Source organism: Pseudomonas psychrophila HA-4 (genome assembly GCF_000282975.1).
GTDB lineage: Bacteria > Pseudomonadota > Gammaproteobacteria > Pseudomonadales > Pseudomonadaceae > Aquipseudomonas > Aquipseudomonas psychrophila_A.
Window position 1 is genome coordinate 1 of sequence record NZ_ALJC01000138.1, and the last position, 15,663, is coordinate 15,663.

A 15,663-nucleotide genomic window follows, 5' to 3' on the forward strand; every position below is an offset into this window, starting at 1 on the left:
CGTAAAGGACGTACCCGGTTTCTACCCACCCTAGCCCTCTCCCGGAGGGAGAAGGAACTCTACCGAGGTGCTTTCAGGTTCAGCGCAATGCTTTCAGACCATAAAAAGTCTACAGCCACACCCGATCAAGCTCCCTCTACCTCCGGGAGAGGGCTGGGGTGAGGGGCTTTGGGGTTCATTCTTTCCCAGGCTTGATGATGCCGTGCTCGCGCAGTTTGTTGGCAATGGTGGTATGCGACACACCCAGCCGCTTACCCAGCAAACGGCTGCTCGAGTGTTCGGCGTACAACTGTTCCAGCACGGCCTTTTCGAAGCGCCCGACGATCTGATCCAGCCCGCCTTCCATCGAAAACTCGCCCAGCGGCTGTCGCACGCCATAGTCCGGCAAACGGATGTGTTCGGCCTTGACGACCCCGCCATCACATAACGACACCGCCTGAAACAACACGTTTTCCAATTGCCGCACGTTACCCGGCCAATGGTAGTGGCTCAGCCGGTCCATGGCCGCCGATGCCAGGCGCGGCAACGCGCAGCCAATCTGCCGACTGGCCTGATCCAGAAAGTGTTCAACCAAAGGTTCCAGGCCATCCAGACAATCACGCAGCGGTGGAATATGCAGCGAGAGCACGTTGAGCCGGTGGTACAGGTCCTGACGAAACTCGCCACGGGCACACAGTTCGGACAAGTCGACTTGGGTGGCGCACATCACTCGCACATCGAGGTAAACCTCTTCGTCGCTGCCCACCCGCCGAAAGCAACCGTCCTGCAAGAACCGCAGCAATTTGACTTGCAAGCGCGGACTCATTTCCCCAACACCATCGAGAAATAAGGTGCCGCCCGAGGTCAGTTCCAACAAGCCCAACTTGCCTTCGGCCCGCGCACCTTCAAACGCTCCCGGCCCGTAACCGAACAGCTCGGTTTCAGCCATCGACTCGGGTAAGCCTGCGCAGTTGAGTGCCATCAGCGGTGATTGCCCGCGCGGGCTGGCCAAGTGGCAGGCCCGTGCCAGCAACTCTTTGCCGGTGCCGGTTTCACCTTCTATTAATAGCGGCGCATCCAGAGGCGCCATGCGCCGGGCCTCACGCACCACGGCCGCCATGACTTTCGAGCTTTGGAAGATACTGTCGAAGCCTCGCAGCTCTTGTTTGCGCACGTTGTAAATCTGCTCACCGAGGCGGTCAGCTCGGTGCAGCGTGAGCACCGCACCGGCCATGGCCTCGCTTTCGTCGTGTTCCAGTTGTAACGGCGCAATGTCAGCCAGAAACACATGGCCCTTGATTTTGACCCGCAGGCCGTTGATCCGCGACTTGTTGGCCCGCACCAACTCCGGCAGGTCGAAATCTTCGGCGTAACGCGACAGGGCAATCCCCGGCACCTCATCAACCCGCACCCCGAGCAACTGCGCGGCCGCACGGTTGGCCGCGACAATCGAGCCACTCATGTCAATCGACAGCACCGGAAATTCCAGCGCGCCAAGCAAGGCATTGAGTTCCATGTGCCTGCGTTCGCTGGGCATTAACCCTACGCGCTTGACCCCGAAAACCCCGGCAATGGTTTCAAATTTCGGGCGCAGCGCCTGAAATTGCAGGTTGATCAGGTTGGGGCAGTACAGATAGATCGCATTGCCCTGATCGCCCCCTACCTCGCCCCGCTTGACGTTGATGCCGTAGGCAACCAGCAGGTTAAGAATGTCGCGCAAGATGCCAATCCGGTTTTGGCAGTGGACTTTGATACGCATGGTGCAAGGCTCGCTACTACGGGGATGTTTTTTTGCTAGGGAAAGCATTTCGCTGTCACGATTTTGTGACGATTTTGCAGTCACCCACTCAAGAATGACAGTCCAATCGCCCTTCCGTAACGAATTATTTACGAAACGCACACGCCATCCTTGCAATAGAAACGTTTGCCCGGCTGTACCCCACAGGCACTTGAGGTATCACTTAAGGCAATGAACACCCGCCGCCACTTCAGAAAAATAACAATGATTGCCCCGCGGAGAGCCCCATGAAACAAACGAAATACGTCGCCCGTGAGCCGGATGCCAATGGCTTTATCGACTACACACCCGAGGAACACGGGGTGTGGAACACGCTGATCACCCGACAGTTGAAACTGCTGGAAGGCCGCGCCTGCCCTGAGTACATGCAAGGCATCGAAAAACTCGGCCTGCCCCATGACCGCATCCCGCAGTTGAGCGAGATCAATCAGGTACTGGGCGAAACCACCGGCTGGCAAGTTGCCCGGGTTCCGGCACTGATTCCCTTCGAGACTTTTTTTGAATTGCTCGCCAACAAACAATTCCCGGTGGCGACGTTTATTCGCACCCCCGAAGAGCTGGATTACCTGCAAGAGCCTGACATTTTTCACGAGATTTTCGGCCATTGCCCACTGCTGACCAACCCATGGTTCGCAGAGTTCACCCACACCTACGGTAAGCTCGGCCTGCAAGCCACCAAGGAGGAGCGCGTGTACTTGGCCCGCCTGTATTGGATGACCATTGAGTTTGGGCTGGTGGATACGCCACAAGGCAAACGCATCTATGGCGGCGGAATTCTTTCATCGCCTAAAGAAACGGTTTACAGCTTGTCGTCAGAGCCTGAACATCAGGCCTTCGATCCGCTGGAAGCCATGCGTACGCCGTATCGAATTGATATTTTGCAGCCGCTGTATTTTGTCCTACCGGACTTGAAGCGACTGTTTGACTTGGCCCACGAAGACATTATGGGCATGGTCGAAAAAGGCATGGCGATGGGGCTGCACGCACCCAAGTTCGCGCCAAAACCGAAAGCAGCCTGACCCTTAATCTTTCCAGACCAATAAAAATCGATTTCAGGAATACACCATGAGCACATTGAACCAAGCCCACTGCGAAGCCTGCCGCGCCGACGCTCCACAGGTCAGTGACGAAGAGTTGCCGATTCTGATCAAGCAGATCCCAGACTGGAACATCGAAGTTCGCGACGGCGTCATGCAGCTGGAAAAGGTTTTTCTGTTCAAGAACTTCAAACACGCACTGGCTTTTACCAACGCCGTGGGTGAGATCTCTGAGGCTGAAGGCCATCACCCGGGCCTGCTCACCGAATGGGGCAAAGTGACCGTGACCTGGTGGAGCCACTCGATCAAGGGCCTGCACCGCAACGACTTCATCATGGCCGCACGTACCGATGAAGTGGCTAAAACCGCCGAGGGCCGCAAGTAATGCACTTCGCAGCCATCGGCCGGGTGCCGGGCGACCCGATTCTGGGGTTGATCGACGCCTACAATCAGGACAGCAACCCGAACAAGTTCGACTTGGGTGTTGGCGTCTATAAGGACCCCAATGGCCTTACACCCATTTTGCAGTCGGTCAAGCAGGCCGAACAACGATTGGTAGATCAGCAACAAACCAAAACCTACATCGGCGGCCACGGCGACAGCAGTTTTGGTGCGCTTATCAGCCAACTGGTACTGGGTGCCGACTCAGCGCTGCTCGCCGCCCAGCGTGCGGGAGCCACACAAACTCCGGGCGGCACCGGCGCACTGCGCCTGGCTGCTGACTTTATCGCGCAGTGCCTGCCGGGGCGCGGGATCTGGCTGAGCGATCCGACTTGGCCAATCCACGAAAGTATTTTCGCGGCCGCAGGTCTGAAGGTCAGCCACTACCCATACGTGGGCAGCGACAACACGCTCAGCGTCGCTGCCATGCTGCAAGCCCTTGAGCAAGTGCCCAAAGGTGACGTGGTGTTGCTGCACGCGTGCTGCCATAACCCAACCGGTTTCGACCTGTCACAGGCTGATTGGCTGCAGGTGCTGGACGTGGTGCGGCGCCGCGAGTTGCTGCCGCTGATCGACTTTGCCTACCAAGGCTTTGGAGACGGGCTGGAAGCGGATGCGTGGTCGACCCGACTGTTCGCCCGCGAACTGCCGGAAGTGCTGATCACCAGTTCGTGCTCGAAGAACTTCGGCCTGTACCGCGAGCGTGTCGGTGCCTTGATCGTGTGTGCAAACGACGCAGAAAAACTCAAGGATGTGCGCAGCCAACTGGCCCATGTGGCCCGTAACCTGTGGTCTAACCCACCCGATCATGGCGCTGCGGTGGTGGCAGCTATCCTCGGTGATCCCCAGCTCAAAGCGCTGTGGGCCGACGAAGTAGAAGCCATGCGCAGCCGCATCGCGCAACTGCGCGCAGGCCTGGTAGAGGCACTGGCACCGTTCGGGCTGGCAGAGCACTTTGCCCATATCAACGAGCAACGCGGGATGTTTTCTTACACCGGCCTGACGGCAGAACAAGTTCAGTTGCTGCGTGAGAAGCACAGCGTGTACATGGTCGGCTCGGGGCGCGCAAACATGGCCGGCGTGGATGGCACCCGCCTAAACCTGCTGGCCAAAGCGATTGCGCAGGTGTGCACCGACTAAGTCACAACTGTGTAGCTGCTGCCGCAGCCTGCGGCAGCGGCTACAGGTTGGAATCATGAAAAATTCGCCACAATCCCCGCCAGACGTAATAAAAAGACAAATTGTCACACTCCCTCCTGTATCCTGCCCAAGCTTTTTAAAAGCGCGGATTTACCCAGCGATTTAAAAACACACCTTACGAGGAGCGCGACGATGCACGAAATCCCAAACCTCCCCTTCCCAAGTCTGCATGAACCTCAGCAGCCAACCCCGCAACACACCAGTGGCGAAAACCCCGCACTGGACGAGGCCACTGAGAGCCTCAAAGCCGACAGCGAAGACTGACCGGCTGACTCAGGCGGTGCGAAAAGCTTCTGGTTTTTCATACCGCCTGACACAATCGCCCCCTATCTCTCCCTGGATTGCAGCGTGACCGACACCTTTAGCGACACCCAGGCCAGCGTGCTGATCGGCACCGCCGAAAAAATGATCGACCTTTGGCAGCGTCTCAGTCCAGAAAAACAGGCTCTGCTTCTCAAACGCTTTGGCACCCAAGAAAACGCTCTGGCTGCTTTAATCGCGACACAATTGGTTGCACCGTTGTAATCTGCACCGAACCGCTTCCCGCAGGACCCTTACCCCATGCCTGAAACACAGCGCCCTATGGCAATCACGCTGCAAGTGGTTTCCATCGTTCTGTTTACCTTTATCGGCTATTTGAATATCGGCATCCCGCTGGCCGTATTGCCCGGCTACGTTCACAACCACCTTGGCTATGGCACCGTCATCGCCGGGCTAGTGATCAGCGTGCAATACCTGGCCACGTTACTCAGCCGCCCCTATGCCAGCCGCATCATCGACAACAGCGGCAGCAAGCGCGCAGTGATGTATGGCCTGGCGGGCTGCGGCCTGAGTGGTGTGCTGATGTTAGCGTCCAGCTGGCTGTCGGCCACCCCCGCCCTAAGCCTCACGAGCTTACTAATTGGTCGCCTGGTACTGGGCAGCGCAGAAAGCCTGATCGGCTCGGGCTGCATTGGCTGGGGCATTGGTCGAGTTGGCGCCGCCAACACCGCAAAAGTGATTTCCTGGAACGGCATCGCCAGCTACGGCGCCATCGCCATTGGCGCGCCACTGGGCGTGATCATGGTCGAGCACTTGGGCATGTGGAGCATGGGCGTCAGCATCATGGCACTGGCCGCGCTGGGCTTAGCACTGGCTTGGCCAAAACAGGCAGCGCCAATTGTCAGCGGCGTGCGCTTGCCGTTTCTACACGTACTGGGCCGCGTCTTGCCCCACGGCACTGGCTTGGCACTGGGCTCCATTGGTTTTGGCACCATCGCCACCTTTATCACCCTGTACTACGCCACCAATCACTGGGAAAACGCCGCGCTGTGCCTTAGCTTGTTTGGCGCCAGCTTCATCAGCGCGCGACTGCTGTTTGGCAACCTGATCAATCGTATTGGCGGCTTTCGGGTGGCCATTGTCTGCCTCAGCGTCGAGACCCTTGGCTTGCTGTTGCTGTGGCTGGCACCTAGCCCGCAACTGGCATTGGCGGGCGCAGCTCTGAGCGGCTTTGGGTTTTCACTGGTGTTTCCGGCGCTGGGGGTTGAGGCGGTCAACCTGGTGCCCGCCTCCAGCCGAGGGGCTGCCGTGGGTGCGTATTCGCTGTTTATCGACCTGTCACTGGGCATCACTGGGCCACTAGTGGGCGCCGTCGCGGCAGGTTTTGGCTTTGCCTCGATCTTTTTGTTTGCGGCATTGGCAGCGTTTAGTGGTTTGTTGCTGAGCGTTTATTTGTACCGGCAGGCGAAACGCTTGCGGCCTGACTAAGTCTTGTGGGGGCACGCTTACTCCCACGTCATCTTTCGCCCCTTCTAAAAATCTACCTTGCCACGCCCGGCCTTGATGTTGCCGCGCTTGGTCTTGGTTTCGAGGCGGCGCTTTTTTGAGCCCAGCGTCGGCTTGGTCGGACGACGCTTTTTCTCGATTTTGGTCGCGCTCACAATCAACTCAGCCAACCGCTCCAGCGCGTCCGCCCGGTTCTGCTCTTGGGTGCGGTATTGCTGAGCCTTAATAATCAGCACGCCGTCACTGGTGATCCGACTGTCACGCAGCGCCAGTAGCCGCTCTTTGTAAAAAGGCGGCAAGGACGAGTTGGGGATGTCAAAGCGCACATGTATGGCGCTTGAGACTTTATTGACGTTCTGCCCGCCCGCGCCTTGAGCACGAATGGCCGTGAGTTCGATTTCGTCATCGGGGATATGAACGTTGTTGGAGATCACCAGCATTAAAAAGGTCCGTTATCAGGGCGTGCAGGATACCCCACAAACAGCAAACCCGGCGCAATGGCCGGGTTTGTGGTTTACCAATCAGCTTATTTGGCTGAACTGTAAGTCGCAGACTGCACCTGCTTTGGGTTCTTGCCTTTGAACCAGTAGCACAGTCCCATAAAGACTACCCACACCGGAATCGCAAACACCGAGACCCGAATACCCGGGATCATCAGCATGATCACCAGAATGAACGCCACGAACGCCAGGCAGATGAAGTTGCCATACGGGTACCACAGCGCCTTAAACAAGGGCGTTTGTGCGGTTTTGTTCATGTGCTGGCGAAACTTGAAGTGCGAGAAACTAATCATTGCCCAGTTAATGACCAACGTGGCCACGACCAGCGACATCAGCAGTTCCAGCGCATCGTGCGGCATCAGGTAGTTGAGCAACACGGCAATCACAGTGACCGCCGCCGAAGCGAGGATCGCGTTGACTGGCACCCCGCGTTTGTCGATCTTAGCCAGCGCTTTCGGGGCATCGCCCTGCTGCGCCATGCCCAGCAGCATGCGGCTGTTGCAATACGTGCCGCTGTTGTACACCGACAGCGCCGCAGTCAGGACCACGAAGTTGAGGATGTGCGCAGCAGTGTTGCTGCCTAGCATCGAGAACACTTGCACGAACGGGCTGCTGCTGTAGCTGTCGCCACCGGCATTCAGGGTTTCAAGCAGCGAGTCCCACGGGGTCAACGACAGCAGAACCACCAGCGCACCGATGTAGAAAATCAGGATGCGGTAGATCACTTGGTTGATCGCTTTAGGGATCACAGTGCGCGGCTTGTCGGCTTCTGCCGCGGTGAAACCGAGCATTTCCAGACCGCCGAACGAGAACATGATGAAAGCCATGGCCATCACCAGACCGGTGATCCCGTGCGGGAAGAACCCACCGTGCTCCCACAAGTTAGTGACCGAGGCCTGAGGGCCGCCGCTGCCGCTGACCAGCAAGTAGCTGCCTAGGGCGATCATGCCGACAATCGCCACCACCTTGATGATCGCGAACCAGAATTCGGCTTCGCCAAACACTTTGACGTTGGTCAGGTTGATCACGTTAATAAGAATGAAGAAGGCCGCAGCCGAGGCCCAGGTCGGGATCTCTGGCCACCAGTAATGCACGTATTTACCGACGGCAGTGAGTTCTGACATGCCGACCAGAATGTACAGCACCCAGCAGTTCCAGCCCGACATGAAGCCAGCAAAGCCGCCCCAGTACTTGTGGGCAAAGTGGCTGAAGGAGCCGGCGACAGGTTCTTCAACGATCATTTCGCCGAGCTGGCGCATGATCAGAAAGGCTATAAAGCCGCAGATTGCATAGCCCAAGATCATCGATGGGCCGGCTGATTTCAGTACCCCGGCAGAGCCGAGGAACAGGCCAGTACCGATCGCACCACCCAGGGCAATCAGCTGAATATGACGATTTTTCAGGCCGCGTTTAAGCTCGCCCGAATGCGAGGTTTGTCCACTCATTAAAAGGGTTCCACACAAGGTTTGATGTGATTCAGTGCGTTGTAACGTGAGCACCAGAGGCAGTGATCGAAGGGTCTACAACACAAATCAAACCCCAGCGCAGGCGCCAGGAATCCAAGGTTGTTTCACGAGTCATGCGTCACCTGTTTGTTTTTATCTGTGACGGAATCGAACCCGCAACGCTTGTGGCGATGCGGAATTAACAAGGCGGGTTAGCCTCGATTTATTGGCCAATCAGCACATCGCCGAGCGGCGCAAAATGCGCGGGTACGCAATTGAGTCACAGTTAAAACGTGGCGCATTGTACACCCGCTCGTAGGCAAGTTCTCATCACACCGCCGTTTGCAACACGAAACAAGCCAGGTTTTGCGCAGAAATGGTGCGCAATGGCTTTTATTCGGAAAGTTATCTTTACATGAGTGCCAACACAGGCAGTTAGACCCGATAACCTGTTGATTTTGTAGAGATAGCTTTACGGGCCGTAAAGAAATATTTCCACCTTTAATGCTATTGCTCGCTCCTAGAGGAGACATGTGCGGTTTATGGGCACAAAAAAACGCCAACCCCTTGTGAGGGTTGGCGTTTTTTATGACAGCGCCGAGTGTTTACTGCGGCTTGCGACGACCGAAGCCTGGACGCTGACCAGAACCGGCCGGTGCGCCACGACGCTTGCCTGACGGCGCATCTTCAACCAGCTTTGGGCCCGAACGGGTTGGCTTGGTTGGACGCTTGTTGACTTCGCTAGGACGCTCGGCCACTGGTGCACCACGGCCCGCAGGTACGCGGTCGGTGCGACCGGCTGGCTTGCGGGCAGGACGGGCCGCTTCATCACGGGCCGGGCGACCTGGACGCTCGCCTTCGATGTGCGGCTGACGTGCTGGACGCGGTGCCAATGGCGCACCTTCGGCTGGACGCAGAACACGTGCAACACGGTCTGCACGTGCCACAGGGCGCGACGACTTACGCTGCATACGCTCAAGTTTGTCTTTGCTCTTGGCGTTCATCTCAGGCATGGCAACCGGCGTAAGGCCGACTTCAGCGCTGAGGATGTCGACTTCGTACTGGCTCATTTCGCGCCAGCGGCCCATCGGCAGGTCGGAGTTGAGGAACACCGGACCGAAACGTACGCGCTTCAGGCGGCTAACCACCAAGCCTTGGGATTCCCACAAGCGACGTACTTCACGATTGCGGCCTTCCATCACTACGCAGTGGTACCAATGGTTGAAACCTTCGCCGCCCGGTGCTTGTTTGATGTCGGTGAAACGCGCCGGGCCGTCTTCCAGCACAACGCCCGCCTTGAGGCGCTCGATCATCTCGTCATCCACTTCGCCACGCACACGTACCGCGTATTCACGGTCCATTTCGTAGGAAGGGTGCATCAGGCGGTTAGCCAGCTCACCATCGGTGGTGAACATCAGCAAACCGGTGGTGTTGATGTCGAGACGGCCGATATTGATCCAGCGGCCTTCTTTTGGACGCGGCAATTTGTCGAACACGGTCGGACGGCCTTCAGGGTCGTCACGGGTGCAGATTTCGCCGTCGGGTTTGTTGTACATGATCACGCGGCGCACCGATTCGGCGGCCTCTTCACGCTTGATCACCTTGCCATCGATGGAGATGGCGTCATGCAGGTCTACGCGCAAACCTAGGGTTGCATCCTTGCCATTGACCTTAATTCGGCCTTGGCTGATCCAACTCTCTACGTCGCGTCGCGAACCCACACCAATACGGGCGAGAACTTTTTGCAGTTTTTCGCCTGCTGGGCCAATTTCTTGGCTGTCTTTAGGGTCTAGATCACTCATCTGGGCACCTCCCGGTGTGTCGATTCAGGCGATGCCTGAGGTGTTAAAAATAGGCCTTGGGGCTCGAACGAGCGCCGCGGGGTCGCGAATCATACGCGGATGTTGGGCATTACGCATCAATGCATCGTCATGAAGTGTCTGGCTTACTTCTTTTTCCGCCGACCGGTGGCTTTCAGGGCCAATAAACGCAGAGACGATTCGGCCAGAACGGTGCGTTTTTCTTCCTTGTCGAGTTTCTTCCAGGCTTTGATTTCGCGCTTGCTACGCCCACAACCGATGCAAATGTCATCGGTAAACTTGCAAACGTCGATGCAGGGGTCTTTGGTTGAACTCATGGTTACGGCCTTCCAGTGCACTTGTGGGAGTGCGTCAGTCTTCCTGTTCGCGGCGTTCTTGTTCGATGGCTTCGGCCAAGGCCCGGGCTTCGAGTTCTTCGTCACTTAACGTTGGCCTGGCCTCGAGTGCCGCCACGGCAGCCCGCAACCGCTGACGCGCCAACTCGGCAGCGCTGATCCTCGGCTCTGGCTCTTCACTTGCAGCTTGTAGCTCATCGCTAGCAACTGCGTCACCGTCACTTGCAGCTTGCAGCTCTTCGCTAGCAACTGCGTCCACGTCACTTGCAACTGCGCCTTGCGCGCCGTCACGAAGCAGGTCTTCAAAGTCAGTTTTAAGACCTTCCTCCATGGTGTCCAGTTCCACCAGCAGGGTGCGGAAGCTGGTTTCATCTTTTGGCTCTTCAGGTTCAGCACTTTCATCGGCCAGGGCTTGTAGGTGTGCAGGCACCGGGGCATCGTCGAAGTCGAGAATCGGGTCAGGCTCCAGCTCACGCAACTCGGCCAATGGCGGCAAATCGTCGAGATTTTTCAGGTTGAAATGATCCAGAAAGGCTTTGGTGGTCGCAAACATCGCCGGTTTGCCCGGCACATCGCGGTAGCCCACCACACGAATCCACTCACGCTCGAGGAGGGTTTTGACGATGTGGCTGTTTACCGCCACGCCCCGCACGTCTTCGATCTCGCCACGGGTAATCGGCTGGCGATAAGCAATCAATGCCATGGTTTCGAGCATGGCCCGCGAGTAACGCTGCGGGCGTTCTTCCCACAGTCGCCCGATCCAGGGGGAAAACTTTTCACGAATTTGCAGGCGATAACCCGACGCGACTTCCTTTAGCTCAAAGGCCCGCCCATCGCAGGATTTGCGCAGCAGTTCGAGGGCTTTTTTGAACACGGGCGGCTCAGGCCGCTCGCCCTCTTCAAACAGTTCAAACAAGCGCTCAAGGCTTTGCGGCTTTCCAGAGGCCAATAAAAAAGCCTCCAGCAAGGGGGCCAGTTCGCGGGGTTCAGTCAGGTTCATGGTTTCAGCTCTTTATTCGGCTCGCGCACGCACGTGGATTGCCGCGAAGGGCTCATTTTGCACCAACTCGACCAGCGACTCTTTGACCAGTTCCAAAATAGCCATAAAGGTCACGACCACGCCAAGACGACCTTCTTCGGCAGTAAACAGTTCGACAAACGGCACAAAACCGCCGCCTTTGAGGCGCTCCAACACGTCACTCATGCGCTCACGGGTCGACAACGCTTCACGACTGACCTGGTGGCTTTCGAACATGTCGGTGCGGCGCAGTACTTCGGCCATGGACATCAGCAGTTCTTCCAGCGCGACATCCGGCACTAGCTTACGCGCACGGGCCTCGGGGGCATCGAGTTTGGGCACAATGACGTCGCGCCCTACCCGGCTCAAGCCGTCAATACCTTCAGCAGCCGCCTTGAATCGCTCGTATTGTTGCAGGCGGCGAATCAGTTCGGCACGCGGGTCGCCTTCTTCCTCTTCGATTTCGGCGGAACGCGGCAACAGCATGCGCGACTTGATTTCGGCCAGCATGGCGGCCATCACCAAATACTCGGCGGCCAGTTCCAGGCGCACGGTCTTCATCAGCTCGACATAGCCCATGTACTGGCGAGTAATTTCCGCCACGGGAATGTCGAGAATATCGATGTTCTGCTTGCGGATCAGGTACAGCAATAAGTCGAGCGGGCCTTCAAAGGCGTCAAGAAATACCTCCAGTGCATCCGGCGGGATGTACAGGTCCATCGGCATTTCGATAACAGCTTGGCCATAAACCATGGCGAACGGCAGTTCTTGCTGGGCGCCGGCCTGGGCATCAACAGCGTCTACTATTTCTACGTCAGACATCAGGCCTCGACCATAAACGGCGTCGGATCACCACAGCCCACCCGTACCACTTCGGGCTCGTCATCGACCAAGCTGATGACGGTCGAGGCTTTATGACCGCCAAAACCACCATCAATGATCAAGTCGACCTGTTTTTCGAGCGCATCGCGAATCTCGTATGGGTCTTCCATCGGCTCGGTTTCACCCGGCAGGATCAATGTCACGCTCATCAGCGGTTCATTCAATTCAGCCAGCAACGCCAGGGCAATCGGGTGCTGCGGCACTCGCATACCAATGGTGCGGCGCTTGGGGTGCAGCAACAAACGCGGCACTTCACGGGTGGCATTGAGAATGAAGGTGTAAGGCCCCGGCGTATGGGCCTTAAGCAAACGAAACACGCCTGTATCCACCTTGGCAAACAAACCCAATTGCGACAGATCGCTGCACATCAAGGTGAAGTTGTGCTTGTCGTCTAGGCCACGCAGGCGCTTGATGCGCTCAATCGCGCCCTTGTCACCCATCTGACAACCCACGGCGTAAGACGAGTCTGTAGGGTAAATGACGACTCCGCCCTTACGAATAATCTCGACTGCCTGTTTTATCAGGCGTGGCTGCGGGTTCTCCGGATGAATCTGGAAAAATTGACTCACGTTAGGTTCCTGTTCAGACGGTGACAGCAGGCTGGTCATATTTGAATCGACACCACAATGGTGGCAGATCTTCCGGGATGGGACGGTACTCGCCGATCTCGGACCAACCTCCAGGGCCATGAAAATCACTGCCGGCACTCACCAGCAGACCGAACTCACGCGCCAGAATCGCCAAGCTGCCCACCTGATCGGCAGGCTGATAGCCGTTAACGACCTCAATTGCGTGACCCCCAGCTTGAATATAGTCGCCAATCAGCCGACGTCGCTTGCTGCGGGTGAAATCGTAATGCGAAGGATGCGCCAGACTGACCCAGGCACCAGCAGCACGCAGCGTGCCCACGGTGTCTTCAAGGCTAGGCCAATGCTGTTTAACGTCGCCCAGTTTGCCTGCGCCCAGCCATTTACGGAACGCTTCGGCGCGGTCTTTGACATACCCGGCCTGTACCAGATAATCGGCAAAATGCGGGCGGGCCGGCGCGTTGCCGCTGTCACCCAGCCCTTGCTGGATGGCCCGAGCACCGTCCAGAGCCCCAGGCATACCTTTAAGGGCCAACTTACGGCTTATTTCTTCAGCCCGTAGCCAGCGCCCGTCATGCAGTTTGGCAATCGCGTCGAGCAGTGCCGGGGCGTTGAGGTCAAAACCATAACCCAGGACATGAATCGTCGCCCCACCCCAGGTACAGGACAATTCGATGCCGTTTATCAACGTCATGTTCAAGGCCTGCGCCGCTGCGCGGGCTTCTTCAAGGCCCTCAAGTGTATCGTGATCGGTCAGGGCCAGGACTCGCACACCTTTCTCGAACGCACGCGCAACCAACGCCGCTGGCGCCAACGCGCCATCAGAGGCTGTGCTATGGCAATGCAAGTCTATTTCCACGGGGATTTAATAACCTCTAGCTGACGCTTTCGCTGTCATTGATGTTTGTTATTATGCCGCCACATCCTGCTTCTGGCTGCCACTGTGAAACAATTCATCGACTTCATCCCGCTGTTACTGTTTTTCATCGTCTACAAAATCGAGCCACGCATCGTCGATATCGCCGGGCATAGCCTGACGGTCGGGGGCATCTACAGCGCTACGGCGATGTTGATCGTCAGCTCCCTGGTGGTATACGGCATTCTGTTTTTCAAACAGCGCAAGCTCGAAAAGAGCCAATGGCTGACCCTGATCGCCTGCCTAGTTTTTGGCAGCCTGACCCTGGCCTTCCACAGCGAAACCTTCCTTAAGTGGAAAGCGCCCGTGGTGAACTGGCTGTTTGCCCTGGCATTTGCCGGTAGCCACTTCATCGGCGACAAGCTGCTGATCAAACGCATCATGGGCCATGCATTGACCCTTCCCGATGCCGTATGGACCCGCCTGAACGTGGCCTGGATCGGCTTTTTCTTGTTCTGCGGCGCGGCCAACCTGTTCGTCGCGTTCACCTACCAGAGCATTTGGGTCGACTTCAAAGTATTCGGCAGCCTGGGCATGACAGTGCTGTTCCTGATTGCTCAGGGCATTTACCTGTCGCGCCACCTGCATGACACCGATTCTGCACCGACCAACACCAAATCCGAGGACTGACATGCTCTACGCAATCATTTCTACAGACGTTGAAAACTCACTCGAAAAACGCCTGAGCGTACGCCCGGCACACCTTGAGCGTTTGACTCAACTTAAGAACGAAGGCCGTCTGGTATTGGCTGGCCCGCACCCGGCCATCGACAGCAACGATCCTGGCGCTGCCGGCTTTACCGGTAGCCTGGTGGTTGCCGAGTTCGAGTCGCTGAGCGCAGCCCAAGCCTGGGCCGACGTGGACCCTTACGTTGGCGCGGGTGTGTACGCCAATGTGATCGTAAAGCCGTTCAAGCAAGTCCTGCCTTAATCCGGGCTATCTTTGCCAGTGACCGCCATAGATAGTGGTCGTCACTGGCTAAACATTGAGTGAGACATGAGCGACCTGTTACTGATAGATGATGACCAGGAGTTGTGTGAACTCCTGAGCAGTTGGTTAAGCCAGGAAGGCTTTCAGGTACGCGCTTGCCACGATGGCCTGAGCGCCCGCAAGGCGCTGCTCGATTCCAGCCCCGATGCCGTGGTGCTGGATGTGATGCTGCCAGATGGCAGCGGTCTGGAGTTGCTCAAGCAACTGCGCCACGACCACCCAGACTTGCCGGTGCTGATGCTGTCAGCTCGCGGCGAACCGCTGGACCGAATTCTGGGGCTTGAACTGGGCGCCGATGATTACCTGGCCAAACCCTGCGACCCCCGCGAACTGACTGCACGCTTGCGTGCCGTATTGCGACGCAGCCACCCAACAGCGGTGTCCAGCCAAATGGAACTGGGCGACCTGTGCTTCAGTCCGGTGCGCGGTGTTGTCACCATCAATGAACACGACATTGTGCTGACCGTGTCTGAAAGCCGCTTACTTGAAGCATTACTGCGTCAGCCAGGCGAGCCGCTGGACAAACAGGAACTCGCGCAGATTGCCCTAGGCCGCAAGTTGACCCTGTACGACCGCAGCCTCGACATGCACGTCAGCAACCTGCGTAAAAAGATAGGCCCGCACCCCGATGGCCGCCCGCGCATTGTTGCTTTGCGCAGCCGCGGCTATTTTTATAGCGCTTAAGACTGGCCCGAACGTTGTAGCCGCTGCAGCAGGCTGCGATCTGGCGCGTAGCGGCAGTGCTTTTTGATGGTTTGTGTACATATCCGTTGGGTGTATTAAGGCTTTTTACGGGTTTCGCCCTCACGGCGGCTAACACAAAATGTGTAGCCCGGAGGTACAACTGCGCTTTGGGTCTAAAAAATATCCCTGTCGCCACGCGATTGCCTAGTCGACTCAAAAGCCCATCACAGCAGGCCGAACGCAGGCGCTGTTATGGGGGTCGA

18 protein-coding genes are annotated in these 15,663 nt (G+C 57.3%); 9 read left to right on the forward strand and 9 right to left on the reverse strand.

All coding sequences use genetic code 11. The annotated features are described in order from the left end of the window. Positions 1-175 precede the first annotated feature (175 nt). Positions 176-1,738: a sigma-54-dependent phenylalanine hydroxylase transcriptional regulator PhhR gene (locus B347_RS0123655; RefSeq protein ID WP_019412172.1), complete on the reverse strand. Its 1,563-nt coding sequence runs from the start codon at positions 1,736-1,738 to the stop codon at positions 176-178. A gap of 266 nt (positions 1,739-2,004) precedes the next feature. Here B347_RS0123655 and phhA point away from each other — a divergent pair, with 266 nt between their 5' ends. From phhA to B347_RS0123685, 6 genes are all read left to right on the forward strand, one after another. Continuing rightward, entirely contained in the window at positions 2,005-2,796 is a 792-nt protein-coding gene (gene phhA, locus B347_RS0123660) for a phenylalanine 4-monooxygenase (protein ID WP_019412173.1), read from the forward strand. Positions 2,797-2,842: 46 nt separating this feature from the next. Then, a complete protein-coding gene (locus B347_RS0123665) occupies positions 2,843-3,199 on the forward strand; it encodes a 4a-hydroxytetrahydrobiopterin dehydratase (RefSeq protein ID WP_019412174.1) in 357 nt (118 codons plus the stop codon). Continuing rightward, entirely contained in the window at positions 3,199-4,395 is a 1,197-nt protein-coding gene (locus B347_RS0123670) for an amino acid aminotransferase (protein WP_019412175.1), read from the forward strand. Before B347_RS0123665 ends, B347_RS0123670 begins: the two co-directional genes overlap by 1 nt. Positions 4,396-4,587: 192 nt before the next feature. Further along, a complete protein-coding gene (locus tag B347_RS27080) occupies positions 4,588-4,719 on the forward strand; it encodes a hypothetical protein (RefSeq protein WP_019412176.1) in 132 nt (43 codons plus the stop codon). An 84-nt stretch (positions 4,720-4,803) separates the two neighbouring features. Continuing rightward, a complete protein-coding gene (locus tag B347_RS26755; protein ID WP_019412177.1) occupies positions 4,804-4,980 on the forward strand; it encodes a hypothetical protein in 177 nt (58 codons plus the stop codon). A gap of 36 nt (positions 4,981-5,016) precedes the next feature. Continuing rightward, positions 5,017-6,204, forward strand: coding sequence for an MFS transporter (locus B347_RS0123685; protein WP_019412178.1), 1,188 nt, complete (start codon positions 5,017-5,019; stop codon positions 6,202-6,204). 44 nt (positions 6,205-6,248) lie between these two features. Here the strand turns inward: B347_RS0123685 and arfB are convergent, their stop codons facing one another. From arfB to B347_RS0123725, 8 genes are all read right to left on the reverse strand, one after another. Beyond that, on the reverse strand, positions 6,249-6,662 hold the full coding sequence (arfB, locus tag B347_RS0123690; protein WP_019412179.1) for an alternative ribosome rescue aminoacyl-tRNA hydrolase ArfB: 414 nt from the start codon (positions 6,660-6,662) through the stop codon (positions 6,249-6,251). A gap of 86 nt (positions 6,663-6,748) precedes the next feature. Further along, positions 6,749-8,167: an amino acid permease gene (locus tag B347_RS0123695; protein WP_019412180.1), complete on the reverse strand. Its 1,419-nt coding sequence runs from the start codon at positions 8,165-8,167 to the stop codon at positions 6,749-6,751. 605 nt (positions 8,168-8,772) lie between these two features. After that, positions 8,773-9,969, reverse strand: coding sequence for a 23S rRNA pseudouridine(2605) synthase RluB (gene rluB, locus B347_RS0123700; RefSeq protein WP_019412181.1), 1,197 nt, complete (start codon positions 9,967-9,969; stop codon positions 8,773-8,775). Between the two features lie 143 nt (positions 9,970-10,112). Further along, complete coding sequence (locus B347_RS0123705; protein WP_019412182.1) at positions 10,113-10,304, reverse strand: DUF1289 domain-containing protein; 192 nt, start codon at positions 10,302-10,304, stop codon at positions 10,113-10,115. A 34-nt stretch (positions 10,305-10,338) separates the two neighbouring features. Next, a complete protein-coding gene (scpB, locus tag B347_RS0123710) occupies positions 10,339-11,322 on the reverse strand; it encodes an SMC-Scp complex subunit ScpB (RefSeq protein WP_019412183.1) in 984 nt (327 codons plus the stop codon). Positions 11,323-11,334: 12 nt separating this feature from the next. Then, complete coding sequence (locus B347_RS0123715) at positions 11,335-12,033, reverse strand: segregation and condensation protein A (protein WP_192812413.1); 699 nt, start codon at positions 12,031-12,033, stop codon at positions 11,335-11,337. Between the two features lie 128 nt (positions 12,034-12,161). Then, the gene (locus tag B347_RS0123720) at positions 12,162-12,791 is read right to left on the reverse strand and encodes an L-threonylcarbamoyladenylate synthase (protein WP_026014386.1); all 630 of its coding nucleotides are present in this window, start codon (positions 12,789-12,791) and stop codon (positions 12,162-12,164) included. A 13-nt stretch (positions 12,792-12,804) separates the two neighbouring features. Next, a complete protein-coding gene (locus B347_RS0123725; protein ID WP_026014387.1) occupies positions 12,805-13,668 on the reverse strand; it encodes a PHP domain-containing protein in 864 nt (287 codons plus the stop codon). An 84-nt stretch (positions 13,669-13,752) separates the two neighbouring features. Between B347_RS0123725 and B347_RS0123730 the strand changes: the two genes are divergently transcribed. From B347_RS0123730 to B347_RS0123740, 3 genes are all read left to right on the forward strand, one after another. Then, positions 13,753-14,355, forward strand: a complete 603-nt coding sequence (locus B347_RS0123730; protein WP_019412187.1) for a septation protein A — start codon at positions 13,753-13,755, stop codon at positions 14,353-14,355. A 1-nt stretch (position 14,356) separates the two neighbouring features. Continuing rightward, positions 14,357-14,656 (forward strand): YciI family protein, encoded by a 300-nt coding sequence (locus B347_RS0123735; protein ID WP_019412188.1) that lies wholly within the window; start codon positions 14,357-14,359, stop codon positions 14,654-14,656. A gap of 66 nt (positions 14,657-14,722) precedes the next feature. After that, positions 14,723-15,400 carry a response regulator transcription factor gene (locus B347_RS0123740; RefSeq protein WP_019412189.1) on the forward strand — a complete coding sequence of 226 codons (678 nt, stop codon included), beginning with the start codon at positions 14,723-14,725 and terminating at the stop codon, positions 15,398-15,400. Positions 15,401-15,663: the final 263 nt, after the last annotated feature.